This is a genomic window from Mesorhizobium dulcispinae (assembly GCF_033977345.1).
Taxonomy (GTDB): domain Bacteria; phylum Pseudomonadota; class Alphaproteobacteria; order Rhizobiales; family Rhizobiaceae; genus Mesorhizobium; species Mesorhizobium dulcispinae.
Map to the genome: position 1 here is coordinate 64,004 of NZ_JAVIIY010000003.1, position 26,561 is coordinate 90,564.

19 protein-coding genes are annotated in these 26,561 nt (G+C 63.8%); 9 read left to right on the forward strand and 10 right to left on the reverse strand.

Features of this window, described 5'->3' with window-relative positions; all coding sequences use genetic code 11:
- Positions 1–43: 43 nt before the first annotated feature.
- From RFN30_RS08200 to RFN30_RS08215, 4 genes are all read right to left on the reverse strand, one after another.
- On the reverse strand, positions 44–1,162 hold the full coding sequence (locus RFN30_RS08200; protein WP_320261599.1) for a redoxin domain-containing protein: 1,119 nt from the start codon (positions 1,160–1,162) through the stop codon (positions 44–46).
- Between the two features lie 70 nt (positions 1,163–1,232).
- A complete protein-coding gene (locus RFN30_RS08205) occupies positions 1,233–1,904 on the reverse strand; it encodes a VOC family protein (protein ID WP_320261600.1) in 672 nt (223 codons plus the stop codon).
- 277 nt (positions 1,905–2,181) lie between these two features.
- Positions 2,182–2,580, reverse strand: coding sequence for a DUF6130 family protein (locus tag RFN30_RS08210; RefSeq protein WP_320261601.1), 399 nt, complete (start codon positions 2,578–2,580; stop codon positions 2,182–2,184).
- Positions 2,581–2,666: 86 nt separating this feature from the next.
- Entirely contained in the window at positions 2,667–4,028 is a 1,362-nt protein-coding gene (locus RFN30_RS08215; protein ID WP_320261602.1) for an epoxide hydrolase family protein, read from the reverse strand.
- A 222-nt stretch (positions 4,029–4,250) separates the two neighbouring features.
- On the opposite strand from RFN30_RS08215, the gene RFN30_RS08220 reads away from it, so the two are divergent.
- Complete coding sequence (locus RFN30_RS08220; RefSeq protein ID WP_320261603.1) at positions 4,251–7,106, forward strand: ATP-binding protein; 2,856 nt, start codon at positions 4,251–4,253, stop codon at positions 7,104–7,106.
- Between the two features lie 769 nt (positions 7,107–7,875).
- On the opposite strand, the gene RFN30_RS08225 is transcribed toward RFN30_RS08220, so the two are convergent.
- From RFN30_RS08225 to RFN30_RS08235, 3 genes are read right to left on the reverse strand one after another with little or no spacing between them, the layout of a single operon-like run.
- Complete coding sequence (locus RFN30_RS08225; protein ID WP_320261604.1) at positions 7,876–8,376, reverse strand: acetylxylan esterase; 501 nt, start codon at positions 8,374–8,376, stop codon at positions 7,876–7,878.
- A gap of 40 nt (positions 8,377–8,416) precedes the next feature.
- Positions 8,417–9,661, reverse strand: a complete 1,245-nt coding sequence (locus RFN30_RS08230) for an ATP-binding protein (RefSeq protein ID WP_320261605.1) — start codon at positions 9,659–9,661, stop codon at positions 8,417–8,419.
- A complete protein-coding gene (locus RFN30_RS08235; protein WP_287098643.1) occupies positions 9,658–10,383 on the reverse strand; it encodes a response regulator in 726 nt (241 codons plus the stop codon). The genes RFN30_RS08230 and RFN30_RS08235 overlap by 4 nt, the downstream gene beginning before the upstream one ends.
- A gap of 212 nt (positions 10,384–10,595) precedes the next feature.
- Between RFN30_RS08235 and RFN30_RS08240 the strand changes: the two genes are divergently transcribed.
- The 7 genes from RFN30_RS08240 (at position 10,596) to RFN30_RS08270 (ending at position 21,802) form a co-directional block, all read left to right on the forward strand.
- A complete protein-coding gene (locus RFN30_RS08240) occupies positions 10,596–11,309 on the forward strand; it encodes a hypothetical protein (RefSeq protein WP_320261606.1) in 714 nt (237 codons plus the stop codon).
- Between the two features lie 87 nt (positions 11,310–11,396).
- Positions 11,397–11,591, forward strand: coding sequence for a hypothetical protein (locus RFN30_RS08245; RefSeq protein ID WP_320261607.1), 195 nt, complete (start codon positions 11,397–11,399; stop codon positions 11,589–11,591).
- The gene (locus tag RFN30_RS08250; protein WP_320261608.1) at positions 11,584–12,723 is read left to right on the forward strand and encodes an efflux RND transporter periplasmic adaptor subunit; all 1,140 of its coding nucleotides are present in this window, start codon (positions 11,584–11,586) and stop codon (positions 12,721–12,723) included. The genes RFN30_RS08245 and RFN30_RS08250 overlap by 8 nt, the downstream gene beginning before the upstream one ends.
- Positions 12,720–15,866, forward strand: a complete 3,147-nt coding sequence (locus RFN30_RS08255) for an efflux RND transporter permease subunit (protein ID WP_320261609.1) — start codon at positions 12,720–12,722, stop codon at positions 15,864–15,866. Before RFN30_RS08250 ends, RFN30_RS08255 begins: the two co-directional genes overlap by 4 nt.
- Positions 15,850–17,142 (forward strand): efflux RND transporter periplasmic adaptor subunit, encoded by a 1,293-nt coding sequence (locus RFN30_RS08260; protein WP_320261610.1) that lies wholly within the window; start codon positions 15,850–15,852, stop codon positions 17,140–17,142. Before RFN30_RS08255 ends, RFN30_RS08260 begins: the two co-directional genes overlap by 17 nt.
- 4 nt (positions 17,143–17,146) lie before the next feature.
- A complete protein-coding gene (locus RFN30_RS08265) occupies positions 17,147–20,290 on the forward strand; it encodes an efflux RND transporter permease subunit (protein ID WP_320261611.1) in 3,144 nt (1,047 codons plus the stop codon).
- A 12-nt stretch (positions 20,291–20,302) separates the two neighbouring features.
- Positions 20,303–21,802 (forward strand): efflux transporter outer membrane subunit, encoded by a 1,500-nt coding sequence (locus RFN30_RS08270; RefSeq protein ID WP_320261612.1) that lies wholly within the window; start codon positions 20,303–20,305, stop codon positions 21,800–21,802.
- A gap of 630 nt (positions 21,803–22,432) precedes the next feature.
- On the opposite strand, the gene RFN30_RS08275 is transcribed toward RFN30_RS08270, so the two are convergent.
- The 3 genes from RFN30_RS08275 to RFN30_RS08285 all read right to left on the reverse strand — a co-directional run bounded on the left by RFN30_RS08275 (position 22,433) and on the right by RFN30_RS08285 (position 25,471).
- Positions 22,433–22,567, reverse strand: a complete 135-nt coding sequence (locus RFN30_RS08275; protein WP_320261613.1) for a hypothetical protein — start codon at positions 22,565–22,567, stop codon at positions 22,433–22,435.
- Positions 22,568–23,258: 691 nt separating this feature from the next.
- Positions 23,259–24,320: a maleylacetate reductase gene (locus RFN30_RS08280; RefSeq protein ID WP_320261614.1), complete on the reverse strand. Its 1,062-nt coding sequence runs from the start codon at positions 24,318–24,320 to the stop codon at positions 23,259–23,261.
- Between the two features lie 110 nt (positions 24,321–24,430).
- Positions 24,431–25,471, reverse strand: coding sequence for a proline racemase family protein (locus RFN30_RS08285; protein WP_320261615.1), 1,041 nt, complete (start codon positions 25,469–25,471; stop codon positions 24,431–24,433).
- A 95-nt stretch (positions 25,472–25,566) separates the two neighbouring features.
- On the opposite strand from RFN30_RS08285, the gene RFN30_RS08290 reads away from it, so the two are divergent.
- Complete coding sequence (locus RFN30_RS08290; RefSeq protein WP_320261616.1) at positions 25,567–26,526, forward strand: dihydrodipicolinate synthase family protein; 960 nt, start codon at positions 25,567–25,569, stop codon at positions 26,524–26,526.
- Positions 26,527–26,561: the final 35 nt, after the last annotated feature.

The following is a 26,561-nucleotide window of genomic DNA, read 5'->3' on the forward strand; positions in this document are numbered from 1 at the left end:
ATTGAGCGAATGCATTTGAGAACCTCTGTCGTTGTCCGGACGATCAGCCAAACGTGAAGGCAAAGACCTCCACGCCCGAGTCGAGAAACTCGATCTCGAACTGGCGATCGACGATGGGTTTCGATTGTCGAACAAGCTGGTACAGGCGCTGCTCAGTCACTGCCCCTTCGCCCTTTTCATTGACGTCGATGCCGTAAGCCGTGCCTGGTGGCTGTCCGTCGATCAGCACGCGAAATCTCACGGACGTTCCCGGCGATGCCGGACCCATGACCAGATGAAGGTCGCGTGCGTGGAAACGGTAGACGATGCGGCCGTCGGACATGTTCAGTACGACGTTCTCTTTCCTTACGGTCCAATCGCCAGACAACCCCCACTCATTCAGGCGTAATCGCGCCGGCAATTCGTAGGCATGAGGCTCGTCCAAGACTAGCTCGCCACTGGACACAAAATTCTGGGTGCGTTCATATCCGGAATAGTTTTCCGGAGACTTGAGGGTCTCCCAATCGGCCGCCGCTTCGATGCCGCGGGCATCTACCGACACAGGCTCACGATCGAATCCACCAGCGCCAGCCTCAGTCAGCAATTCCTGGATGACCATTTCCGATTGTTGGTATGAACCCTCGCCAAAATGATGATACCGGACACGTCCCCGCGAATCGATGAAATAGAGTGCCGGCCAATACTGGTTGCTGAAGGCCCGCCATAAGAGATGGTCGTTGTCGACGGCGATCGGATAATCGATCCGCAGGTCTTTCGCCGCCCGGTGCACGTTGTTCGGGTCTTTCTCGAATGAGAACTCCGGCGCGTGGATTCCGATCACCACCAAACCATGCTTCCGGTATTTCTCGTCCCAGGCCTGAACGTAGGGAAGCGTGCGCAGCCAGTTGATGCAGGTGTAAGTCCAGAAATTGATGAGGACGACCTTGCCATGCAAAACCGACGCCGACAGCGGCGGTGAATTTATCCACTCGTGCGCCACTTCGAGCGAAGCAAGCTCCGATTTTTCCTCAAGCCGGTAGGTAGACAGTTCGTTAAGAAACGGAACCCGCAACGGTATGGAGGTTATGGACTGCGCCACATTCGTGCCCCTTAGAAAACCGGCAATCGGAGCCCCGATTGCCATTACGAGCGCCACGGCGACCAGCAGCTTGGTTGCTTTCATCAATGACGCCTTTTAGTTCGATCGATGTTGTCGCGCGAACGGTTCGAATGCGCACTGCGCGCCCAACCCTTCAGAGCGGAAGCTCGTTGCCAGCCTGCTCCGCCACAATGTACTCGGCGTACCAGTCCGGCCAGTTCTCATCACGCTGGCCGCCTGTCCGCTGCTCGTGCTCGCCATGAGCCACAGATGCACGCCGAAGCGCGGTGGCGAGCTCGGCCGACGAGACAAATGTGGCCCCGTCGGCGTCGACGCGCCCTGGCGCTCGCGCAGTGACCTCCTGCAAGAGCCAGTTGTTTCCCGCCGGATCGCTGAAGGCAGCCCACGAGGAGTAGCTGCGTCTTTCCGGATCGGGCCCGCTGACGCGCCCTTTATCGCCGGCATAATGGTACACTTCGCTTACGTCGAGCCCGCGATCGGCGAGTTCTGCGCGTGCTGCCTCGATGTCCGACACGACGAGTTCACCAGCGGTTTCGAGAATGTCGAGCTCGATACGAGCATAAGGGCCCGGTGCAACGCCTGAGCCGAAGACAACCGAACAGTTGGAGCCAGGAGGCGTAAACTGGACGATATGAAATTCGTCGCCTATGAGGTCGGCGTCCAGCCGCCAACCCAAGCCTGTATAGAACAGCTTGGCGCGGTCGACATCAGAAACTGGAATGACTACGACCTCAAGCTTCATGTCGTGGGATCGCGGTTTTTGCGTCTCGACTACGGTGTTGCTGCGGGTAGTGGCAATCGTCATGTCTGCCTCCTGCGTTAGTCTGATGGGGATGCTTCTTTGTGCCCTCCGATTGACGGTTAGCCTAATCCTCGCGAGCTGAATGCCCCGCGACTGGTCATTGACGATCTCCCGGTCGGGTCACCGGTTTCTGCCAAGCCACCGCGAAGAATCTTCGAGCTCCGCTCGCGGCACCTGAACTTTGAACGCCTGGATCGAGTGATCCTCGACCGAATTTGCGAAGGCGGGGACAGAGAGGGCGCAAAGTCCGAACGCGAGCGAGCCGCCAGTTGGTGGAGCCTCATGGTTGCACCTTCTTGTCCGGAGTGTGGAACGTCATTGTTTGTTTGGTGAAGACATTGCCTTCGGGGTCCACCACCTCGATCAAGACCTGGTGCTGGCCGCCGGGCATGCCCACCAAGATGATGGTGTTGTTCTGACCGTAATCCGCCCACGCCCAAGGCAGGTCGTCGACGGTGACGTGAAGATGCCCAACACGCGGAGACACGTTACGTGCCGCCGACCCACCCACAGGCAGGATGCGCAAATTCTCCACCCGGTACGGGATGAACACGACGCCGCCGGCCATTGGACCTGGAAGCGGCGGCTCCACGATCAGCTTGGGCGCTGGCTCGTTTTCGATGGGAACGACCGTGCTCTGGGCCGCAACTGCGGCAAGCGTATTGATGAGGGGGTTCATTGCAATCGCTCCCTTCGAGGTTCGCTACGCAGCTATAGCAAGGCGGAAGATGACCCGCGTCCGGCGCGCGATCCCCCGCCAACACGTCAGGTCAGCAACGTCTTGAATGTTGCACGCACCTCATCGGTGAAGATCTTCGGCTGTTCCCAGGCCGCGAAATGGCAGCCCCTGTTTGTACGGCCGTAATGCAGAAGCTTCGGGAACGCGCGTTCAGTCCAGCTCTTCGGCGCTGTATAGATTTCACTGGGGTTCGCAGTAGCGCCGACAGGAATTGTGATGCCCTTGGCGTCGAAGAAGCCGGCCTTCGCAGTTTGCGTGTGTTCCCAATAGAGACGTGCCGACGAGATCGCCGTGTTCGTCAGCCAGTAGAACGTGATGTTGTCGAGGATGTCGTCGCGGGTAAGGCCCTCCGGCTCTCCGTCGAAGGAGCGGGCGATCAGCGCATAGCTATCCGCATCGTGATCGAGGATCCACGCCGCCAGGCCGGCCGGTGAATCGACGATCCCGTAGAGCGTTTGCGGACGAAGCGCCATTTCGTTGGCGTAGCCCAGGCCGTTCTTATAAAAAAACGCGACCTGCTCGTAGGCGCGCTTCTCGTCGGGGCCGAGATCGGCAGGGGGCGGGCCGCCAGAGGCAAGCGCCTTCACGATCTCGGGCGGAATGGTCCCCGGCATGTTCGTGTGGATGGCTATCAGTTCGGGAGGTGCGATCAGAGCCATCTGTTCGGTGATAAGTGCTCCCCAATCGCCGCCCTGCGCGACGTACCGGTCGTAGCCGAGGCGCTTCATCAGCACGATCCACGCCCGCGCGATGCGCGGTGGATCCCAACCGGTTTCGGTGGGCTTGCCGGAAAAGCCGTAGCCCGGCATCGACGGGATCACCACGTCGAACGCGTCGCCCTCGGTACCGCCGTGCGCAGTGGGGTTGGTGAACGGATCGATGATCTTCAGGAGTTCGATGACCGAACCGGGCCAGCCATGCGTGATGATGACAGGCAGGGCGCCCTTATGCTTGGATTTCACGTGGATGAAGTGGATATCGAGGCCGTCGATCTCGGTGACGAAATTCGGCAGCGCCTTCAACTGCGCCTCGCGTTTGCTCCAATCATATTCTGTTCCCCAGTACTGCATGAGCTTCTGCATCGTGGCGAGTTGCACACCCTGCGTTGGCCCTGCCGTCGCCGGGGTCGACCAGATCCGCCGTGAGGCCTCGTCGGATACGAGCTCGCGCTCGGGCCAGCGCGTAGCGATGATGCGCCGGCGAAGCTCGGTGAGCTCTTCCTGCGGGAAGCTAACGGTGAAGGGACGAATGCCATCGCTGGTTGATGCGGCGGCCTTTTGTGACGGGAGCAGGCTCGCGGCGCCTGCGGCGGCGATGCCGACCGCGGCAGTGCCCAAAAGTCGCCGGCGATCCTGGTCGATTGGTTCGGAGGTTCTGGTTGTGTTCATGGGACTCTCCTGGGGTTGATGGATGCGATCTGCCTCCTTGACGTACCCCCGGGAGATGGGATTAGCCCGTTATGCGTCGTGAGCCCTTGTTAGTCGCTGCCCGCCTGCCGCTTTTTTGAGCAGATAGGAGGCGCCAGACAGTGGGACTCCCTATGGTGCGGGAGCGCTCCTTGACCTAAGCTGAGACGCTGGGTGCAGGCGGCTCCCAAAAGAAGAGACGCCATGACGATAACGGCAAGTCAGGCCAAAGACGGATTGTCGTTCGGCCCTTTCTGTTTGGCTGCGGGTGAAAGGCTCCTGACAAGAGAAGGCGCTCCCGTAGAGCTTGGCTCGCGCGCCCTTGAAATTCTCATCGTTCTGACTTCCGCGCCGAATGAAGTCGTCAGCAAGAAGGATCTGATGTCGCGGGTCTGGCCCGATGTGGTTGTCGAGGAAGGCAGCCTGCGGTTCCACATGACCGGACTGCGCAAGGCGTTGGGCGATGGAAAGGATGGCGCGCGTTACATCGCGACACTTCCGGGGCGCGGCTATTGCTTCGTTGCACCGGTTTCGCGATCAAGCAGCCCACACGACGAAGCCCCATTCATCGCCGCAGGGTTTCGGCATGCGAATCTTCCAAACCGCTTGAGCAGAATGGTCGGGCGGGATGAGGATGTTCTCAAGCTGTCGGCGCAACTGAACGCTTCGCGGTTCGTCACCATCGTTGGCGCCGGCGGTGTCGGCAAAACCACCGTCGCGATCGCAGTCGGGCATCATCTGATCGACGCATTTTATGGGGCAGTGCTGTTCGTCGATCTGGGAATGATCGGTGATCCCGGTCTGGTGACGACAGCCGTCGCCTCGATGCTTGGGCTAACCGTTCAAACAGAAGATGCCACGCCCAACCTGATCGCTTACTTGCGCAACAAGCGGATTCTCTTGATCCTCGATACCTGTGAGCATCTCTTGGATGCGGTGGCGCCTTTGGCAGCAAGCATCGTCGATGCGGCGTCGCAGGTCCACATTCTGGCGACGAGCCGCGAGGCGCTTCGGGTCGAGGGCGAGCATATCTATCGATTGGATGCGCTTGCCTATCCGCCCGACGAACCTGGACTAACGGCGGCCATTGTCCAAACCTTCCCGGCCACCCAACTGTTCGTCGAACGAGCGGTGGCAGGCGGCGCTCGTTTGGACGTCAGCGATGCGGAAGCCCTGCTCATCGCAAGCATCTGTCGAAAGCTCGACGGAGTGGCGCTCTCCATCGAACTAGCGGCCAGGCGCGTCGAATCCTATGGCCTGCAACAGACCGCCGCGCTTCTTGATCAACGCTTGACACTGCTGTGGCTCGGTTCGCGGATCGCGCCGCCGCGTCAGCAAACTCTGCAGGCGACGCTGGACTGGAGCTTTGGACTCCTGTCCGACCTTGAGCGCGTGGTGTTGCGTAGGCTCGCTGTATTCGTCGGTCATTTCACGCTCGATGCGGCATTGGAGGTGGTGACGAGCGCGACCCTCGATCGATCGACCGTCCTAGGCGCCATGGACAGTCTCGTCGCCAAATCGATGGTAGCGACGCGTCCGGTCGGAGCGATGATGCGCTACCGGCTGCTCGATACCACGCGCGCCTACGTTCTCGATATCCGGATCGATGACGCCGAGGCTGCCGATCTGGCGGTGCGCCACGCTGCGTACTTTCGAAGATGGCTGGGCCAGACAGGAATGGAGTGGCCGAGACTGGCAACCGGTGAGGAACGGGCTCCTCATTTCGCCGCCATCGACAATGTCCGGGCTGCCCTGCTGTGGTGCTTCAGCGACCGCGGAAACGCCGACATCGGCATCGGACTGGTCACCGCTGCCGCGCCGGTTTTTCTGGCGATGTCATTGTTGCCGGAATGTCACCGCTGGTCCGAACGCGCGATATTGGCTTTCGACAATGCAGCTCTTGGCGGACTTGACGAGATGCATCTCCAGGCAGCCCTGGGCGTGTCTTTCATGTTCATGCGAGGAGGACGCCACAGGGCGCGCGCAGCCCTGGAGAGAAGTCTGGCGATTGCCGAGCAGCGCGGCGATCCGCTGGATCGAGTGCGTCTGTTGGGTCCGCTTAACATGTTCCATCTGCGGACGGGCAATTTCGTAACCGCCCTCGAATTTGCAAGACGTTGTTCAGCCACAGCCGCCGGTCTGGAGGATTCGGTCGCGATCGCGCTTGCACACTCGATCCTGGGTATCTCGCTCCACTTGCGAGGTGACCTCGCGGAGGCGCGCGCAGAGCTGGAGGCGGCGCTCGACCGTGGGCCGCGTTCTCAGCGGACCACGACGATCTATCTGGGCTTCGAAGGCAAAATCCTGGCCAGGGCGATTCTGGCGAGGAACCTTTGGTTGCAAGGCCATCCGGATCAAGCCACGGCACATGCCCGGCAGGCCGTCGAAGAGGCTGCCGCCATGGATCACTCTTTAACGCTGGCGATCGCGTTGATCTGGGCGATATCGGTCTTCCTGTGGACGGGCGACCTGAAGAGCGCCGAGGCCTACATCGACATGCTCATCGCCCGCGCGGAATCCCATTCCATGACTCCTTACTTACTGGTCGGTCGGGGATTCAAAAGCGAAGTCGCGATCCGTCAAGGCGATGCAAAAGGCGGTGTCGAGGGCCTGCAGACTTCTATTCAGAACCTGCACGCCGCACCTTACGAATTGCTCACGACTCCGCTCAACCTCTCGCTGGTCAGGGGATTGTCTTCAATCGGTCAGGTCGATGAAGCAAGTGCGCTGATCGACGAGTCGCTTGACCTCGTCGAAAAGAACGGCGACCAATTGTACCTCCCGGAGTTGCTGCGGATGAAGGGAAGCCTCCTTCTTCAGTCGCAACGCAGCCGCGACGAAGCTGCCGCATACCTCATGCAAGCGCTGGAGTTGAGCCGCAGTCAGCACGCGCGGGCATGGGAGTTGCGAACCGCAATCGACATGACGGCGCTGATGGCAGGGCGCGGGGAGATCAATAGCGCTCGCGAGCTCTTGCAACCGGTTGCGGCGCATTTTGTGGAGGGCCTGAATACGGCGGATGTTAAGGCTGCCGAACACCTGCTGGCGACACTCAGGTAGAGCCTTCAATGCCACCCACCGCCCCCACTGGTGTCGTCAGCTAGCTGTCGGTGCGTTCAACGGCAGGGCGCTATCAATGTCAGCTTCGAGAGGGGAGGCATGGGCTGGCTGAATGGCCGACTTTAGGGCGCAAAGCTGACATTCCTTGCGCGCGTGACTCTCCGATGTCCCCCAAAATGGGTGGACGGCCTCGGAGCAGCGAGCTCATAGAAACCGTGACCTGTCGCGCCGGTCGTGTAACAAACTGCGTAACAAAATAAACAAAAAAGCTCAATATTTTCAACGTTATAGGTCTAAGATCGAAAGACGCTCGGTCCGCCACCCCATTCGCCGCGGGAAGATCCCGCTAGCAGGACCGAATCTATGCGCCGCACACTCCAAAACTGGGAGCTTAGCCTGCCACGATTCTCTCCTTTGGCCAAACACCACCGACCAGCCATCGCCTCCTTGGCTACCATCACGAATGGCTGGAATGGGGCCCGCTTGCTGCCTGTCCGGTCCTCGGGCAGAGGACTGAGTAAGCTGACACCGAGCAGGGGAGCCGATGCCATCCAAACCCACGCGGGCTCGGCCAAGGCGGCTGTTAAAGCTGCTTCAGCATCGTTGAGCGGCTAGGTTGGGCAGGCCCTCGAAGCGTATGCCGGGGTGCTGCTGCAGAATGGAAGTGCGTAGAGCAACAGGGGCGGTTGATAGCCCGTTGGAGCTTAGATTGCGCGGCCGAGCTGAGACGCGCTGCGAAGGTGAAACGCCTAGTGCTGGGCCGCTCGCGTCAGCCGACACCGAACAGCCCGCTCACCCACGCCATCTGTTCGCGCTCCTGATAGCCCTGCCCGCCTTCATGGTTGTTGAATTCGTACTCTACGATGGTCTTTTCGCCATCGTAGGCATTGAACGCGCCATAAACGGTAGAGGGCGGGCAGACTTCGTCCATCAGGGCCACCGAAAACAGCGCCGCTGCCTTGCACTGCCGGGCGAAGTTGACGCAGTCGAAATAGGAGAGCGTTTCAAAGACCTTCGCCTTCTTCTCGCGATACGACTGTCCATTACTACACAAAATGTCTGGAAAGGACGCATGGGCGGAGAAATACTGCGGGCAAATTGCGGCTTCAGCGAAGACTTCACTTCCGAGACGAGCAGAGCCCCACGTTCTTGCACAGATAGGCGCGCCAGCTCTGCCACCGCCGGCGCGCGCGAGACCTGGCTGGAACGTGGCGCGTAAGTCGCGCCTTTTCCCTGTCGACAGATCGAGCCCGGGATGACGTGACATCATATGTTTATCGAGGGAGCCGATGGTATCGTTGGCTCGTGTTCTACTCCCGGGAAAAGATGATTGTCTGCACCAGCCCACCCCCCTGCCTGTTCTCAAGCCTTATCGATCCGCCATAACGCTCGATGATCTCCTTGGCGATCGCCAGCCCCAGCCCGGCGCCGGGAATGAACTGCATGCGCGCCGGGTCGACCCGGAAGAACGGCTCGAAGGCTTTGTTCAAGAGGTCCGGCGGAATGCCGGGGCCGCGGTCGGCGATGGTGAGAACCGCTCGGTTGCCTTGCCCGGATAGCGAGACCGTGCAGTTCTTGCCATGCGTGGCGGCGTTGACAATCAGGTTGCGCAGCGCCCGGCGCAAGCCAAGCGCGCCGGCTTTGACCGACACATGGTCGAGATGCTCGATCGTCACTGCATGACCGAGCGAGACCATCTCGACTTCGATATCGCGAACCAGCGTGTCCAGGGCCACCGGCTCAACCGCGTCCTGGTTGACCTCCTCGCGCACCAGGCGGATGGCGCTGTCGGCGATGCGGTCAAGCTCGTCGAGGTCGCTCAGCCACTTCTCGCGGTCCTCTTCGAGGAACTCGGCGCGGAGCCGCATCCTGGTCATTGGGGTCCTGAGATCGTGGCCGGCGGCGGCCACCAGCCGCATGCGGCTTTCCATCGCCGTTCTCAATCTTGCCGACAGTTCGTTGAGCGCATGGGCGGTGGCCCTCACCTCGACCGGGCCTTTTTCCGGCAAGGTCGCCAGCACCCCGTCCGAGCCGATCTTGCTGACGGCGGCTTCGAGCATTTCGAGCGGCCGCACCAGCACGCCGGTGAAATAGATCGACACCGGCGTCGCGCCGAGCACGATCAGCGCCATCCAGCCGGCGAAAACATACCAGACATCGCGCGGCGGGCCCAAGTCGGGGACATTGACGATCATAAAGCGATGATCGGGCAGCGCGACCGAGGCGACCATCCCAGGTTGCCCGGCATTGCGGCTGACGACCGCCGAAACATCGAGGCCGTTCTGGCGCAGCATGTCGTTCAGCACCCGCGTGTGCTTGCGGTCCTCGAAACCCGGCGCCGGACGATCGCTGATCGTCACCGGCGCATCGCCGCTGTCCGGCACATGGCCGGGAACCAGCTGCACCATGTACTGTATCTGGTGCGCCAGCGGACCCATGGTCAGCTCCGGCGACGGCCCACCGAGCACCTTGACGGCGACGAAGGTAGCGAGCCCGACCACGCCGAGGATCGAAACGACGAGAAGGATGATCAGCCGCCGGCGCAGCGAAGTCACGCTTCGGTCTCCGCCGTCTCGACGCGCGCGGTCAGTTGATAGCCGCCATTGCGCACCGTCTTGAACAAGGCCTCCTCGCCCGCCTCGGCGAACTTCCGCCGCAGCCGGCTCATCAGCACATCGACGGAACGGTCGAGCGGCTCGCGCTCGCGCCCTTGCGTCAGGTCGAGCAGCTGGTCGCGCGACAAAAGCCGCCCCGGCCGGTCGAGAAAGACCTGAAGCAGGTCGAACTCCGCGCCGGTAAGGTCGATCAGCGCGCCGTCGGCATCCACCAACTTTCGCGTGTCCGGCTCCAGCCGGTAACCGGCGAAATGATAGACACGAACCTTGGGCGGGGCGGCTTCGTCCGGCGCCGAACGCCTGAGCACGGCGCGGATGCGGGCCGTAAGCTCGCGCGGATTGAACGGCTTGCCGAGATAATCGTCGGCGCCGAGCTCCAGCCCAATGATGCGGTCGACATCCTCCTTCAGCGCGGTCAGCAGGATGACCGGGATATGCGGTTTGCGGTCCCGCAGGCTCCGGCAGATGTCGAGACCGGAGCCGTCAGGCAGCATGACGTCGAGCACGATGAGATCGAACTGGCCGGAGCCAAGCTTCTGCTCGCATTCGCGCCGGTCCGCCGCTACCGAAACGCGAAACCCTTGGCCGTCGAGATAGCGCCCGAGCAGCGTCCTGATCTCGCGGTCGTCGTCCACGACGAGGATATGGGATTGTGCCTGCATTCTTCGCCCGCTTGCCTTTTCGTCCCTGATTATAGGGAGCGACGCCGCCAAGCGGCACGGAAAATTGCAACGGAACGTTTCTGCAAGGCCGCCGGAAACATTCGGAAACAAATCTCCCTTTTTCGGAAACCTTCGGCAATACGCCGAAGCAAAGCGGCAAAAGACACCTCCTATCCTCCAGCCATCCGAAGCATGTAGCAAAGGATCACGTCATGCGAACCAAACTCTTGGCGCTCGGCCTCTTCTCGGCCGCGGCCATCCATCCCGTGCTGGCCGCTCAGCCCGATCCCGGCGCCGCACCGGGCGACGAGCCGCCGGCCATCAATCAGCAGGACGACACGGGCCCGGGGCCGATGCCCTGGCCCCGCCCGCATGGGCCGATGTGGCAAGAGCCGCAAGGGCCGGAAGGCTTCGGCTTTCGCCGCATGGGGCCGCCGCCTCCGGAAATGCTTGCCGCACGGCTCTCGGCCCTCGAGACCCGCATCGGCATCCGGTCCGAGCAACTCGATGCCTGGCGCGACTACACCAGTGCGCTGCAGGCGGTGCTGGCGCCGCCACGCTTCGACCACGGCCCAGGCGCTCCTGGCGATCCTGAAACAGGCGGAGCGGGCGCTCCCGGCCGCCCCGACCAGGCGCAACGCGATCCCTTCGCCTTCCAGGAGCGGCTGGCCGACGAGGTCACCAAGCGCGCGGCTTCGGCAGCGAAGCTTAAGGACGCGATTGCCGTGCTGCGCGCCAAGCTGACGCCCGAACAGCTCGAAATCCTCGCTTCGGCGGATCGGCCTCATGGCCACCCCCCGGTCCATGGGGCAATCCGCCGGATGCAGCCGGTCCCGGGGGTCTGCCTGATCGCGGCGGACAGCTCCCTCCACCGCTACCCCGGAGTGGAGAGCAATTCTGACCGGCTGCGCCGGCCGGCCCCCTGACCCACCCGTTCAAGGGCCGGCCGGTTTTCTTCTTGCAACTTCAGATGCCTCGCACCGCCGCTGGCTGCGCGAGGCGAGGAGAGCACCGTGTGGGAAGCGCTGATGATGCTGCGCCTGATCGTGTCGGTCGCTCCGGGCTTGCCGGTCGGCCGGCGCGCCGCGCAGCCGGCGACAGCGCCGATCCCGGCCGGGGACGCGATCCGATTAAAGTTCGCGGCATATCGGCTGTCGCTCCCCATTGCCTCGCCCGATATCGAAAACGAAGACCGACAAATTGCGTAAACGACATCTTCTTCTGCTGGCTCTGCTTGTCGTGGTGGCCGCTGCCGCCGCGCTCAAAGCCTATGGCCGCGCCTCGCCCGAACCGGTGGCACAGACGCCCGCGCCGACGGCGACACTCGCGGTTTCGGTGGAGAAGGTGGTCCCTCAGACGGTGACATCCTCGGTCAGCGCGACCGGCACGGTGGCTGCTTGGCAGGAAGCGACGATCGGCGCGGAAGAGAGCGGCCTGCGCCTGACCGAGGTTCTGGTGGCCGAGGGCGATCATGTGAAGGCCGGCGATGTCGTCGCGCGGTTGGACGACTTGCTCCTCAAGGCGCAGCTCGCCGAGCAGAAGGCAGCTGTCGCGCAAGCTCAGGCAACCCTCGATTCCGCGCTGTCGGCCGCGGCCCGCGCCAACAAGCTGCTCGCCAGCAACGCCGTCAGCGCTGAAACCGCCGAGGACAAGGCGACCGCCGTCAAGACCGGCAAGGCCGGGGTCGATCAGGCGGCAGCCGCCACCGAACGGCTGCAGGCCCAACTCGATAGGACGACGATCCGTGCCCCGTTCGACGGCATCGTCTCCAGCAAGCCGGCTGTGACAGGCTCCATCGTCCAGGCCGGTACCGAGCTGATGAAGATCGTCCGCGACGGCAGGCTGGAGGTCGGCGTGCTTGTCCCTGAAAAGGTCCTGACGGCAATCTCGGCCGGTCAGCCGGCGAACATCGTCGATGCATCCGGCCGCGCCTTTTCCGGCAGCGTTTCCCAGGTAGCCGAGACAGTCAACGCGACCACCCGGCTCGCCACCGTCTATGTCGCCGTCGGCGAAGGCTCGGGCCTTAAGCCCGGCATGTTCGCCCGCGTCACGATCGAGACGGCTGCGTCCCGGCAGCTGACCGTCGCCGAAACGGCCTTGGTCTGGCATGCCGGCAAACCGGCTGTGTTCGTCGTCGGCGATGACGGCAAGGTCACCGAGCGTCCAGTCGTCACGGGCACGCGCCAGAACGGCCGCGTCGCCATCGAAAGCGGCTTGTCGGAAGGCGACCACGTCGTTGTTGCCGGGGCCGGCTTTCTCAACGACGGCAACCTCGTGCGTGTCGCCGCCGACGAGACGAAGGCGGCCGATGCCGCGAGCACGGCGGAGCCGGCGCAATGAACGCCATCTCCTCCTGGTCGATCCGCAATCCGGTTCCGACCATCGTGCTATTCCTGTCGCTCAGCGTTGCCGGCGTCTACGGCTTCATGCAGCTGCGCACCAACAACATGCCCGATATCGACCTGCCGACCGTCACGGTCACCGTGGCGCAGCCGGGAGCGGCGCCGAGCGAAATGGAAGTCCAGGTGGCGCGCGTCATCGAGAACGCGGTCGCGACCCTTGAAGGCGTCGACGACGTCTCGACCTCGATCAGCGAGGGCTCGTCCGTCACCACGGTCGAATTCACCCTCGGCACGGATCCCGAGACCGCGACCAACGATGTCCGCAACGCCGTCTCCGGCGTGCAGTCCAGCCTGCCGGCCGCGGCCCAGACGCCGGTCGTGGCGAAGGTCAACGCCGCGGGCAATTCGGTGCTGACCTTCGTCGTCGAGGCGCCGACCATGTCGCCCGACGCGCTGAGCTGGTACATCGACAACGACGTCGCCAAGGTCCTGCTCGGCGTCGACGGCGTCTCCAAGATCACCCGTTCCGGCGGCGTCGACCGCGTCATCCGCGTCGAGCTCGATCCCGACCGGCTTGCGGCGCTGGGCACCAGCGCCGGCGATGTCAGCCAGACGCTGGCCTCCAACAACGTCAACCAGCCGGGCGGCCGCGCCAATATCGGTGGCCAGGAGCAGTCGGTGCGCACGCTCGCCAGCGCCACGACCATCGAGGCGCTAGCCGACACCCGCATCGCGCTGAGCGGCGCCGGCAACGTCAAGCTCTCCGACCTCGGTACCGTCGTCGACAGCTGGGAAAAGCCGCGCCAGGCGGCCTATCTCGACGGCCGACAGGTCGTCGCCTTCAATGTCTACAGATCGGTCGGCTCGAGCGAGATCGACGTCGTCAAGGCCGCCCGAGCCGCGATCGCCGACATGGGCGCCAAGACCACGGCGGCAAAATTCACGGAAGTCACCTCCTCGTCCGGCTTTGTCCAGGAAAGCTACGACGCCGCCTTCGAAGCCTTGTGGCTCGGCGCCCTGCTCGCCATTGGCGTGGTCTGGCTGTTCCTGCGCGATATCAGGGCAACGCTGGTCTCGGCTGTGGCGATGCCGCTGTCGCTGATCCCGACCTTCGCGGTGATGGCGGCCTTCGACATCTCGCTCAACAACATCACCTTGCTGGCGCTGTCGCTGGTCGTCGGCATCCTTGTCGACGATGCCATCGTCGAGATCGAGAACATCGTGCGCCACATGCGCCAGACCGGCGTCAGCGCCTACCAGGCGGCAATCGAAGCGGCGGACGAGATTGGCCTCGCCGTTGTGGCGACCACCGCGACCATCGTCGCCGTGTTCCTGCCCGTCGCCTTCATGCCCGGCATTCCCGGCAAGTTCTTCTTCTCGTTCGCAGTCGCCGTCTGCGTTTCGGTGCTGTTCTCGCTCTTGGTGGCGCGCATGCTCACCCCGCTGATGGGCGCCTGTCTGGTGCGCGCCGGCGGCCATGACGAGGATGATTTGCCTGCCTGGGTGCCGACCTATCTGTGGCTGCTGCGCAAGGCGCTCCATTACCGCTGGATCACATTGCTGGCCGGGATTGCCTTCTTCGCCGGTTCGATGCTGCTGGCGACCCGGCTGCCGACAGAGTTCATGGCGGCGGCCGACCGCGGCCGCTCGATGATCTCGGTCGAGCTGCAGCCCGGTTCGACCATCGAGCAGACCACGGCGGTGGTGCAGGACATCACCAGACGGCTGCAGAAGGAGCCGGCAGTCGACAGCGTGTTTGCCACCATTGGCACGGCTGCGTCTTCGGGCGGCGGACCCAACCAAAGCTCGAGCTCGGCCGACGTGCGGACGGCGACCGTCACGGTCAACCTGAAGCCGCACGCCGAGCGGACGATGAGCCAGCAGCAATTCGAGGCCGAGGCCTCGCCGAAGCTAAACGGCATTCCCGGCGCCCGCATCCAGTTCGGCGCCGACGGCTTCGCCGGCGCCAAGGTGTCGATCACGCTGGTCGGCGACGATGGCGCGGCCCTCGAGAGGGCGAGCAACGCGCTGATCGACGGCATGAAATCGGTTCGCGGGCTAATCAATCCGACCTCGACCGTGGCCACCACCAAGCCTGAGCTGATCGTGCGGCCCGACAGCGCCAAGGCGGCCGAGCTTGGCGTCACGCCGACCGAGATCGCCGCGACGGTGAAGATCGCCACCATCGGCGACACCGACACCAGCCTGGCGAAATACAATCTCGGCGACCGCCAGGTGTCGATCGTCGTCACCTTGCCCGACGGTGCCATCGATGATCCGGCAAAGCTCGCCATGCTGCCGCTGATCGGCAACATGGGCACGGTGCCGCTTGGCGCCGTCGCCGATATCGGCTTCAACGCCGGCCCGAACAGCATCACGCGTGTCGACAGAAGCCGCAGCGCCACGGTCGAGGCGGATCTTTCCGGCCTGACGCTCGGTCAGGCGGCCGAAGCCATCCGCGCCCTGCCCGCGATGAAAAGCCTGCCGCAGGGCGTGCATGAGCTGGCGCGCGGCGATGTCCAACGCATGCGGGAGCTGTTTTCCGGCTTCGCGACCGCGATCGGCGCCGGCATCATCCTGGTGTACCTGACGCTGGTGCTGCTCTTCCGCAGCTTTATGCAGCCGGTCACCATCCTGGTCGCGCTGCCGCTGTCGGTCGGCGGCGCGCTTGGCTTCCTGCTCATTACCGGCAAGGCGCTTGGGATCTCGCCGTTGATCGGCATACTGATGCTGATGGGCATCGCGGCCAAGAACTCGATCCTGCTCGTCGAATATGCTCTGATCGCCGAGAAGGAGCATGGCATGAGCCGCTTCGAGGCACTGCTCGACGCCGCCCGCAAGCGGGCCCGGCCCATCGTCATGACATCGATCGCCATGGGCGCCGGCATGCTGCCGATCGCGCTCGGCATCGGCGCCGACGCGGAGAGCCGGGCGCCGATGGCGATCGCCGTCATCGGCGGGCTCATCTCCTCGACCGTGCTCAGTCTCGTGTATGTGCCGGTGGTCTACACCTTCATGGACGACCTCCAGCGTTTCCTCGCCCGTCACCTCGGCAAGCTGCTGGTCGAAGCGCCCGGCGCAGCCGAAAAGGCGAGGACCGCAATTCCAGCGAAAGATTCAGCCAATGCATATCCAGCCTAATCGTTCTCTTTCGCCGGCGAGGTCGCGCCGGCTGTCGCCCTGGGCCGGAATGCTATGCGCCGCCCTTGTTCTTGCTGCGTGCTCCCAGGAAAAGAGCCAGGTGCCGGCCGGCATGGGGGGTGCTGGGCGGCCCGAGGTCGGCGTCGTCACCCTGCATCCGCAATCGGTCGCGATCACCGCCGAGCTGCCGGGCCGGACGGCTGCCTCGCTCATCGCCGAGGTGCGCCCGCAGGTCGACGGTATCGTCCGGCAGCGGCTGTTCCAGGAAGGCGCCGAGGTGGTGGCGGGGCAGCCGCTCTACCTCATCGAGCCGGCGAGCTATCAGGCCGCCTATGACAGCGCCGTCGCGACGCAGCAGAAGGCTGAAGCCGCGGTGCCCACCGCCCAGGCCAAGTTCGACCGCTATGCCGGGCTGCTGAAGCAGAACGTCGTCTCGAAGCAGGATTACGATGATGCCGCCGCGACGCTGGCGCAGGCGCAGGCCGACGTCGCAGCCGCCAAGGCCAGCGTCGAAACCGCCAAGATCAGCCTCGATCGCACTTCGATCACCGCGCCGATCGCCGGCCGTATCGACAAATCGACATTGACGCCGGGAGCATTGGTCATCGCCAACCAGGAAACGGTGCTGACCACCATTCGCTCGCTCGATCCGATCAATGTCGACGTCACGCAGTCCAGCACCAACCTGCTCAATCTGCGCCAGGCGATCAACGAAGGCCGGCTGAAATTCAGCGGGACCAATGTCAGCGTCAAGCTGAAGCTCGACAACGGCACCATCTACGCGCAGAACGGCAAGCTGGAATTCGCCGGCGCCAATGTCGACCAGTCGACCGGCACCTTCGCGCTCAGAGCCCAGTTCCCCAATCCCGACCGGCTGCTCTTGCCCGGCATGTATGTGCGCGCCATCGTCGAGGAAGGCGTCGCCCAAAACAGCTTCCTGGTGCCGCAGCGCGGCGTCACCCGCGACCCCAAGGGCCAGGCGACGGCCATGGTCGTCAATGCCGAGGGCAAGGTCGAGCAGCGTGTGCTCGGCGTGCGCAACAGCGTCGGCAACAATTGGCTGGTGGATTCCGGCGTCGGCGACGGCGACCGCGTCATCGTCGAGGGCCTGCAGCTGGTGCGCGCCGGAGGCGACGCGACAGCGGTCGAAGTGACGATCGACGAAACGACCGGCGAGATCAAGGACCGCGAGCAGAGCTCCGCCTCGGCGACCGCCACCGGCGGCAATGCCGCCGGTGCCGCCAAGCAGCCGGCCTCTGGCGCAACCAGGAACTGAAGCGATGTCGGGATTCTTCATCAACCGGCCGATCTTCGCCTGGGTGATCGCCATCGTGATCATGCTGGGCGGCCTCTTGGCGCTGCAGTCGCTGCCGATCTCGCAATACCCGCAGATCGCTCCCCCCACCGTCAACATCAGCGCCACCTACCCCGGCGCCGACGCCCAGACCGTCGAGAACTCGGTGACCAAGGTCATCGAACAGGGCATGACCGGTATCGACAATCTCGACTATATGACGGCGACGTCGACCTCGACCGGACAGGCCTCGATCACACTGACCTTCACCAGCGGCGCCAACGCGGACACCGCCCAGGTGCAGACGCAGAACAAGCTGCAGCTCGTGCAGTCGCAGCTGCCGCAGGTCGTTCAGAACAACGGCATCACCGTCTCCAAATCCTCGACCGGCTTCCTGATGGTCATCGGCTTCGTCTCCAGCGACGGCAAGATGAACTCGACCGACCTCGCGGACTATGTCGACTCAACCGTCAACGACACGCTGAAGCGTGTCGAAGGCGTCGGCTCGACGCAGCTTTTCGGCTCCGGCTATGCCATGCGCATCTGGCTCGACCCGGACAAACTAGCGCAATACGCGCTGATGCCGAGCGATGTCGCCACGGCCGTCGAGGCGCAGAACACGCAGGTCTCGGCCGGCCAGCTCGGCGGGCTCCCGGCGCGCAAGGGCCAACAGCTCAACGCCACGGTGACGGCGAAGAGCCGGCTGCAGACCGCCGAGCAGTTCCGCAACATCATCCTGAAGAGCAATACCGACGGCTCGCTGGTGCGGCTGAACGATGTCGCCAAGGTCGAGATCGGCGCCGAAAGCTACACCACCCAAGCCCATTACAACGGCAAGCCGGCCGCCGGCGTCGCCGTCAGCCTGGCGACCGGCGCCAACGCGATCAACACGGCGGAAGCTGTACGCACGACGATCAATCGCCTGAGCTCGACCTTCCCGCAAGGCGTTGAGGTCGTCTACCCGTATGACACTTCACCCTTCGTGCGGCTTTCGATCGAGGAAGTGGTGAAGACGCTCGCCGAAGCGATCGTGCTGGTGTTCCTGGTGATGTTGCTTTTCCTGCAGAACCTGCGCGCTACCATCATTCCGACGATCGCCGTGCCGGTGGTGCTGCTCGGCACATTCGGCGTGCTCTCCTTCTTCGGCTATTCAATCAACACGCTCACCATGTTCGCCATGGTTTTGGCCATCGGCCTGCTCGTCGACGACGCCATCGTGGTGGTCGAGAATGTCGAGCGCGTCATGCACGAGGAAGGCCTGCCGCCGAAGGAGGCGACGCGCAAATCGATGAACGAGATCACCGGCGCGCTGATCGGCATCGCCACCGTGCTGTCGGCCGTGTTCGTGCCGATGGCCTTCTTCGGCGGATCCACCGGCATCATCTACCGGCAGTTCTCGGTCACCATCGTCTCGGCGATGGTGCTCTCGGTGCTGGTGGCACTGGTGCTAACGCCGGCGCTCTGCGCCACCATCCTGCGCCCGGCCAAGGACCATGCGACGCAAAGGGGTCCGTTCGGCTGGTTCAACCGCATGTTCGATCGCGGCACCATCGCCTACCGCGACGGCTCGCACGGCATCATCAACCGGTCGTGGCGCTTCCTTGCCGTGTTCCTCGCCATCGTCGTTGCCATGGGCTGGATGTTCGCCCGTCTGCCGAGCTCGTTCCTGCCGGATGAGGATCAGGGCATCCTGATCACCAGCGCTTCACTGCCGGCCGGCGCGACGCAGGACCGCACCCAGCGCGTGCTGGCTCAGGTGACCGACCACTATCTCAACGAGGAGAAGGACGCGGTCAAAGGCGTGTTCACGGCTTCCGGCTTCGGCTTCGGCGGCTCCGGGCAGAATGTCGGCATCGCCTTCGTGCGGCTGAAGGATTTCGACCTGCGTAAGTCGCCGGCCTTGGCAGCGCCTGCGGTCGCCGGCCGCGTCATGGGCGCCTTCAGGGCGATCAGGGACGCGCAGGTGTTCGCGCTTGCCCCTCCGGCAATCCAGGGCTTCGGCAACACGAACGGCTTCGATTTCTATTTGCAGGACGTCAACGGCGCCGGCCATGACGCGCTGATCCAGACGCGCAACCAGCTTCTGGGTCTGGCCGCAAAGAGCAAGCTGCTTGCCAACACACGCCCGAACGGTCAGGAGGACCAGCCGCAATTCTCGGTCGACATCGACCAGGAAAAGGCGAGCGCGCTCGGCATCAGCCTCGCCGACATCAACAACACGCTGTCGAGCGCCTGGGGCAGCGACTACGTCAACGACTTTATCGATCGGGGACGGGTCAAGCCGGTCTATCTGCAGTCGGACGCGGATTTCCGTATGCAACCGGAAGATCTCGACAAATGGCAGGTCCGCAACTCCGGCGGCGCCATGGTGCCGTTCTCGGCCTTCGCCTCCAGCCACTGGACCTACGGATCGCCCCGCCTCGAACGCTACAACGGCTCGGCGGCGGTCGAGATCCAGGGCGCCGCGGCCGCCGGCCAAAGCTCAGGCGCGGCGATGGACGAGATCGACAGGCTGGTCGCGCAACTGCCCGCCGGATATTCGCATGAATGGACCGGCCTGTCGCATCAGGAGAAGCTTTCCGGCAACCAGGCGATGTCGCTCTACGCGATTTCGGCGCTTGTCGTGTTCCTGTGCCTTGCCGCGCTTTACGAAAGCTGGTCGATCCCCTTCGCGGTGATGCTGTCGGTGCCGATCGGCATCTTCGGTGCGCTGGCGGCGGCCACCCTCTTTGGCCAGACCAACGACGTCTATTTCAAGGTCGGCCTGCTCACCACGATCGGCCTTGCCTCGAAGAACGCCATCCTCATCGTCGAGTTCGCCATTGAGCGGCAGGCGGCAGGCATGGGCCTGGTCGAAGCAACGCTCGAAGCGGCGCGACAGCGCCTGAGGCCCATCCTGATGACGTCGCTGGCCTTCATCCTCGGCGTCACACCTCTGGCGATCGCCAGCGGCGCGGGCTCGGGCGCGCAGAACTCGGTCGGCATCGGCGTGATGGGCGGCATGATCGCGGCGACCGTGATCGGCGTCTTCCTGGTGCCGCTTCTCTTGGTCACGGTGCGCCGCATCTTCAAGGGCAAGGCAGCCAACGAGAATTCGGACGGGACCCCAGCCACAGCCACTCAAGAATAGAGGTTTCTTTCCATGCCAGGTTTTGAACGCGGTCTCGCGACCGCGAAGGGGCTTCTTTTGCCCGCGTTTGCCGCTGCCCTGCTCTCGGGATGCGTCGTCGGTCCGGATTACCAGAAGCCTCTTCTGGCAATGCCGGCGAGTTGGAGCGGGCAGAAGGCGGTGAAGCCGGCTAAGCCGGCGCAGCTGTCGCAATGGTGGCAGCGCCTGCGCGATCCCGAGTTGAACGCGCTCGTGGAGGAAGCGGTCGCCGGCAATCTCGATGTCGCGACCGCCAAGGCCAAAATCCGCGAGGCGCGGGCAAGCTACCGCCAGTCGGTGGGCAAGTTGCTACCATCCGCCGAGGGTTCGGCCTCGGCCACCCGCAATAGGACCGCAGCAACCAGCTCGGGCACGGCAACCAGCACAGCCTATGACCAGTACGAGGCAGGCTTCGATGCCAGCTGGGAACTCGACCTCTTCGGCGCCAACCGCCGCAGCGTCGAGGCCGCCAGCTACGGCTTGGACGCTTCCGAGGAAAGCCTGCGCTCGACCCTGCTGACCTTGGTCGGCGATGTCGCCTCCAACTATATCCAGGCGCGTGGCTATCAGACCCGCATCGCGCTGGCCCGGCGCTCGGCTGCGTCACAAAGGCAGACCGCCGAGCTTACCCGCACGATGGCCCTGGCCGGCACCGCGACGGCGGCAGATGTCGCCAAGGCCATGGGACAGGCAAGCAGCACGGAAGCGGAGATTCCGACGCTGGAAGCAAGCTACGCGGAAGCCGTGCACCGGCTTTCGGTGCTGACTGGCCGGCCGCCGGCGGCCCTAACCCAGCGGCTGAAGCGCGCCAAGCCGATCCCAGCGCCCCGCCTGCCGATCCCGACCGGCATCCCGGCCGACATCCTGCTCATCCGTCCGGACGTGCGCATGGCCGAGCGGCAATATGCACAGTCCACCGCCAAGATCGGCCAGGCCGAGGCGGCGCGCTATCCGAGCGTCAGCCTGACCGGCGACATCAGCACCACATCCCTCAAGCTCGGCGATCTCGGCAAGAACTCCACCATCGGCTGGTCGTTCGGTCCGTCGCTCAGCGTGCCGCTGTTTAACGGCGGCCAGTTGCGGGCGGCCGTCGACGTCGCCAAAGCCCAGCGCGACCAGTACTTCGTTGCATACAAGGCCGCCGTGCTGACCGCGCTGGAAGACGTGGAGAACTCCACGGTTTCACTATCGCAGGAGCGCATCAGAAACGGCAGGCTCGCCTCTTCCGCGAAATCCTATGGCGAAGCCGCGCGGCTGGAAAGGACGCTCTACAAGGCGGGCGAGACGAGCCTTCTCGATGTGCTGGATGCCGAGCGATCGGCCTACTCAGCCGATGACACTCTGCTCCAAAGCCGAGTGTCGATCGCCACCGACTATATAGCATTGAACAAGGCGCTCGGCGGCGGCTGGGACGGCGTCGTCGACAGCACGACACCCGAGATCATCGATGTCACGACTGGGCCACGCTTCGCGTCGAGAGCCGTGGCGCAGTGAACAAGATGCACGGTCAATCAGAGGAGAGAGAAATGACCGACGACGCCTCGAAAGATGCAATTTTGGAACTCATGGCAGACGTGATTTCCGCATATGTTTCGAACAACGTTGTTCCCGCAGGCGAAAACGGTCGGTACGAATAGCTGGATCGGAGGGTATCGCGGACCAGAAGCTTCGCCGCGGCGCGAAATGGCGAGCGCCTGCCTTAATCGGGCTGCGGCAGACGATCGTCCAAGTCGCAGGCCTACCGAGTATGGTATCAGGATCACTTGCACGTCGTGGCGCCACCGTGGATTGTCTAGCGCGACCCCCAATCAGATGTCGGCTTATAGGCAACTGCAGTCAACATCGTTGCGGCCGACATTGGGCGCAAAGCGGTCACTCGCGGCTGCGTAACAAACTGCGTAACAAGCGCGGAGAAAATTCCAATAATTACAACACCTTAAGCGCAAATTCGAAAGACGCTCTCTCCGCCATTTCATAGAGCGAAACTGCATAGAGCGAAACGACGGGCGGGGTGCCGTCACGTCGCAGCCTTCCCGCTGCCCTCTTCCCGTTGCCCTTGAACAAGGGGCTGCCGATAGCCAGGAGAGGCCATCACTTCCTAGTCAGGTCTGGTCTCGTCGCGCTTCAGGACCGCGGCCGTTCGCCGGCATAGGCCCGGGCGATCAGGTCCATCAGAGCACCGCGCTCCAGAGGGCGCGGGTTCCAGTAAGGGTTGGACAGCGCCCTGTCCGTCGCAAGCTCGATGCCGCTTTCGGGCATGTGATGTCCGCGAGTGCGCGCCGCGCGCCGACCCGCCCTACAAGATCGTAGAGCGCCATGGCCGGATCGTCCGTGCCGAGCACGTCTCGCAGCCTCACCATCACGTCGGGCACCGCCGGTGCGTTGTAGGCAAGCGGTTCGGCGCACCGGCCTGCCTGCCGCCAGAAGCAAAACCCGCCGGGCCGGGGAACCCCAACCGTCTCTCCTAGCCCGGCGGGCTGACTGGCTGGCGGGTACTAGGGAACAAAAAGCCCGCCACGCAAAAACCTCGCGGTTTGCATCCAGGCTCAGGCCGGATGAACTGCCCCCGAAAAAGAAAGGCCCACGTACATCTGAGCGGCATCACCTGTTGTCGAACTCTGTCGCTGTCGATCTGACCAGCCCGCATTCAATCAATACGGGGCTATATGTTTCGTTTACTCGGACCAATGCGTTTGGAAGCATGGACCTCCGTCGATTGCCGGCTCGCAGGCAAATCAGACACTCTCCCGATCGCGCCGACTGATAAACCACCCCAAGCCCCCCGGCCATCAATCGGCGCATAGCCCGGCTTGCGAACCTCAATCCCACCCCAAAAGCAAGCCGGGCGCCCCATCTAGTCGGAAACGCGATGGACGGTCTATCACGTCGATTTCGGAGCAAGCGGCAACAGCCTCGGCTTTGCCCATCCTCCTCCAGATGTCGCCGCGCTTCAGGAGCGCGGCCGTTCGCCGGCGTAGGCCCGGGCGATCAGTCCCCTCAGAGGATCGTGCTCCAGAGGGCGCGGGTTCCAGTAAGGGTTGGATAGCGCCCTGTCCGTCGCAAGCTCGATGCCGCTTTCGGGCATGCCGATGTCCGCGAGCGCACGCCGCGCGCCGACCCGCCCTGCGAGATCGTAGAGCTCCACGGCCGGATCGTCCGTGCCGAGCACGTCTCGCAGCCTCATCATCACGTCGGGCACTGCCGGCGCGTTGTAGGCAAGCGCGTGCGGCAGGACGATCGCATGCGTTTCGGCATGCGGCAGGTCGAAGCTGCCGCCGAGTGTATGGCAGAGCTTGTGGTGCAATGCCATGCCGACCGAGCCCAGGCAGATGCCGCAAAGCCAGGCGCCGTAGAGTGCCTTGCCGCGCGCATCCCGATCACCGGGGTCGATGGCGATCACAGGCAGGGCGGCGGCGAGCGCGCCTATCGCTTCCGTCGCCATCAGGCTGATGACGGGATTGCGCTCTCTGGCATAAAGAGCTTCGACCGCATGCGCGATCGCATTCAGGCCGCTGGCGCCGGATATCGCGGCAGGCAGCGACAGGGTGAGGTCGATGTCGTAGACCACGACCTCCGGGAGCACTTTTGGGCTCGACTGGGTGGTTTTCACGCCATCCCTAGTTTCCCCGAGGATCGGCGTCATTTCCGAGCCCGCATAAGTGGTCGGGACCACGACCTGCGGCAGGTCGGTGCGCAGCGCAATGGCTTTGGCGAGGCCGGTCGTCGACCCACCGCCCACGGCGACGAGCCCGTCCGCCTTGAGGTCCAGGACGACGCGCACTGCGTCCTCCGTGATCTCCACGGGCGTGTGCATCGTCGCCCGCGCATAGACGCCGGCGGCGCGGTCGCCGAGCCGTTCGGCAAGGCGTCGCGCTTCTGGCTCCCGCGGCGGCGTTGCCAGAACAACGACCCGCGTCAAACCCAGCCGGTCCAGTTCCTCGGGCAGTTGCCGGATGGTGCCGGATCCGAAAATGACGCGGGCCGGCTGGCCGTTATAGACGAAGGGTTCCATCGATTCGCCCGGGCTTTCGAGGCTTGGCAAAAGGCGACAGGCTGAACATTAGCCCGAAATGTGGACGCATGGCTCCATGTTTTGCCGGCCCCTCGGCATCGCCGGTCGCGCTACTGCATCACCGAGGTCGACGTACCCCACGTGTCCGACAGCACATAGCCCTGCGGATAAGGATCCGTCGGATCGAGATAGTAGTTGTGCTCGCCCGTGATCCAGGCGCGGCCGGTGATCTGCGGCACGATCGCCTTGCGGCCGGCGATTTCGGTCAGATCGACAATTCTGCCGGTGAAGCGGGAGCCGATGATCGATTCATGGATGAGCACATCGCCGGCCTTCATCAGGCCCCTTGCCTGCAGCACGGCCATGCGGGCCGATGTGCCGGTTCCCGTCGGGCTGCGGTCGGAGCGTCCGGGCGAGACGATGCAGGTGTTGCGCGTGACGTTGCCCGGGCCCTGGAACGGCATGGCGAACTGGACAATCGACACACCACGCACATTGTCGAATTCCGGATGCACGACATCGAGCTGCTCGCGCGCTGCGTGGCGGACCTTCTCGCCGATGACGGCCAGCTCGCGCGCCTCGTCGGGCGTGACCGAAAAGCCGAGCGCGGCTGCATCGACAATGGCGTAGAACATCCCGCCATAGGCGATATCGACCTTCAGCGTTCCCAGCCCCTCGACCTCGATATTGGCGTCGAGGCGTTCGGCGAAGGCAGGGGCGTTGCGGAAAGTGATCGACAGGCATTTGCCGTCGCGGCATTCGGCGCGCACCTCGATGACGCCGCCAGGCATATCGAGCTTGAAGCGCGTCTCGGGCTCGTTCATCGGCACCATGCCGGTCTCGAGCAGTACGGTGGCGACGCAGATCGTGTTGGAGCCGGACATCGGCGGGTATTCCGTCGGCTCCATGATGATGGCGCCGGCGACGCAATCCTCGCGCGTCGAGGGGACCAGGAGATTGACGTGCCGGGCAACGCTGCCGCGTGGCTCGCAGATCAGCATGCGCCTGATGTGGTCGTGATCGCGTTCCATCGTGATCATCTTTTCCATCATCGTGCGGCCGGCCGGCGGCAGCACGCCGCCAACGATGACATCGCCGACCTCACCCTCGGCATGGCAACCGACGACGCGAATGCTGAATCTGGTACGCATTGTTTCTCCCTGTCGACCACGACTATCCGCTTGGCAAGCGGTATCACTCCGGGACAAACTGACCAATCTGCGCGCCAGCCTCAAGGAGAATCCGAATGAACGCCAATGTCTTTTCCGGCTGCATGCCGGCGCTGATGACGCCTTGCACGAATGATCGCCTTCCCGACTTCGAAGCGCTCGTGCGCAAGGGCCGCGAGCTGATCGCCGCCGGAATGTCGGCGGTCGTCTATTGCGGCTCCATGGGCGACTGGCCCTTGCTGAGCGACGCGCAGCGCATGGAAGGCGTCGAGCGGCTGGTGAAAGCCGGCGTGCCGGTGATCGTCGGCACCGGCGCGGTCAACACCGCCAGTGCCGTGGCCCACGCCGCGCATGCGCAGAAGGTCGGCGCTCGCGGCCTGATGGTGATCCCGCGCGTCTTGTCGCGCGGACCGTCGGTGACGGCGCAGCGCCACCACTTCAAGGCGATCCTTGCCGCCGCCCCCGACCTGCCGGCTGTCATCTACAACAGCCCCTATTACGGCTTTGCCACGCGCGCCGATCTGTTCTTCGCGTTGCGGGCCGAACATCTGAACCTGGTTGGCTTCAAGGAGTTCGGCGGTCCGGCGGATTTGCGCTATGCGGCGGAAAACATCACCAGCCGCGACGACGAGGTTGCGCTGATGATCGGCGTCGACACCGCCGTCTTCCACGGTTTCGTCAATTGCGGCGCCTCGGGCGCCATCACCGGCATCGGCAACGTGCTGCCCAAGGAAGTGCTGCATCTCGTCGGTCTCAGCCAGGCGGCGGCGAAGGGCGATGCCGAAGCGCGCCGGCTGGCGCTGGAGCTGGACGCCGCTCTTGGTGTGCTCTCCTCGTTCGACGAGGGTCCGGACCTGGTGCTCTATTTCAAGCACATGATGGTGCTGAAGGGTAACCCGGAGTACCGGCTGCACTTCAACGAGACGGACGCGCTGAGCGACAGCCAGCGCGGTTATGCCGAGCAGCAACTCAAGCTGTTCGACGCCTGGTATGCCCAGTGGTCGAGGCAACCCGTTATGGCGAAATACGCGGCCTGATCGGCCGGCATGGCGGCGGGAGCTTGCCGAACCAA

What these genes read in the sequence shown, in the direction of transcription:
- RFN30_RS08200 (WP_320261599.1), bottom strand. Translation starts at nt 1,162, where the DNA reads ATGAAAGCAACCAAGCTGCTGGTCGCCGTGGCGCTCGTAATGGCAATC.
- RFN30_RS08205 (WP_320261600.1), bottom strand. Translation starts at nt 1,904, where the DNA reads ATGACGATTGCCACTACCCGCAGCAACACCGTAGTCGAGACGCAAAAA.
- RFN30_RS08210 (WP_320261601.1), bottom strand. Translation starts at nt 2,580, where the DNA reads ATGAACCCCCTCATCAATACGCTTGCCGCAGTTGCGGCCCAGAGCACG.
- RFN30_RS08215 (WP_320261602.1), bottom strand. Translation starts at nt 4,028, where the DNA reads ATGAACACAACCAGAACCTCCGAACCAATCGACCAGGATCGCCGGCGA.
- RFN30_RS08220 (WP_320261603.1), top strand. Translation starts at nt 4,251, where the DNA reads ATGACGATAACGGCAAGTCAGGCCAAAGACGGATTGTCGTTCGGCCCT.
- RFN30_RS08225 (WP_320261604.1), bottom strand. Translation starts at nt 8,376, where the DNA reads ATGATGTCACGTCATCCCGGGCTCGATCTGTCGACAGGGAAAAGGCGC.
- RFN30_RS08235 (WP_287098643.1), bottom strand. Translation starts at nt 10,383, where the DNA reads ATGCAGGCACAATCCCATATCCTCGTCGTGGACGACGACCGCGAGATC.
- RFN30_RS08240 (WP_320261606.1), top strand. Translation starts at nt 10,596, where the DNA reads ATGCGAACCAAACTCTTGGCGCTCGGCCTCTTCTCGGCCGCGGCCATC.
- RFN30_RS08255 (WP_320261609.1), top strand. Translation starts at nt 12,720, where the DNA reads ATGAACGCCATCTCCTCCTGGTCGATCCGCAATCCGGTTCCGACCATC.
- RFN30_RS08260 (WP_320261610.1), top strand. Translation starts at nt 15,850, where the DNA reads ATGCATATCCAGCCTAATCGTTCTCTTTCGCCGGCGAGGTCGCGCCGG.
- RFN30_RS08265 (WP_320261611.1), top strand. Translation starts at nt 17,147, where the DNA reads ATGTCGGGATTCTTCATCAACCGGCCGATCTTCGCCTGGGTGATCGCC.
- RFN30_RS08270 (WP_320261612.1), top strand. Translation starts at nt 20,303, where the DNA reads ATGCCAGGTTTTGAACGCGGTCTCGCGACCGCGAAGGGGCTTCTTTTG.
- RFN30_RS08275 (WP_320261613.1), bottom strand. Translation starts at nt 22,567, where the DNA reads ATGCCCGAAAGCGGCATCGAGCTTGCGACGGACAGGGCGCTGTCCAAC.
- RFN30_RS08280 (WP_320261614.1), bottom strand. Translation starts at nt 24,320, where the DNA reads ATGGAACCCTTCGTCTATAACGGCCAGCCGGCCCGCGTCATTTTCGGA.
- RFN30_RS08285 (WP_320261615.1), bottom strand. Translation starts at nt 25,471, where the DNA reads ATGCGTACCAGATTCAGCATTCGCGTCGTCGGTTGCCATGCCGAGGGT.
- RFN30_RS08290 (WP_320261616.1), top strand. Translation starts at nt 25,567, where the DNA reads ATGAACGCCAATGTCTTTTCCGGCTGCATGCCGGCGCTGATGACGCCT.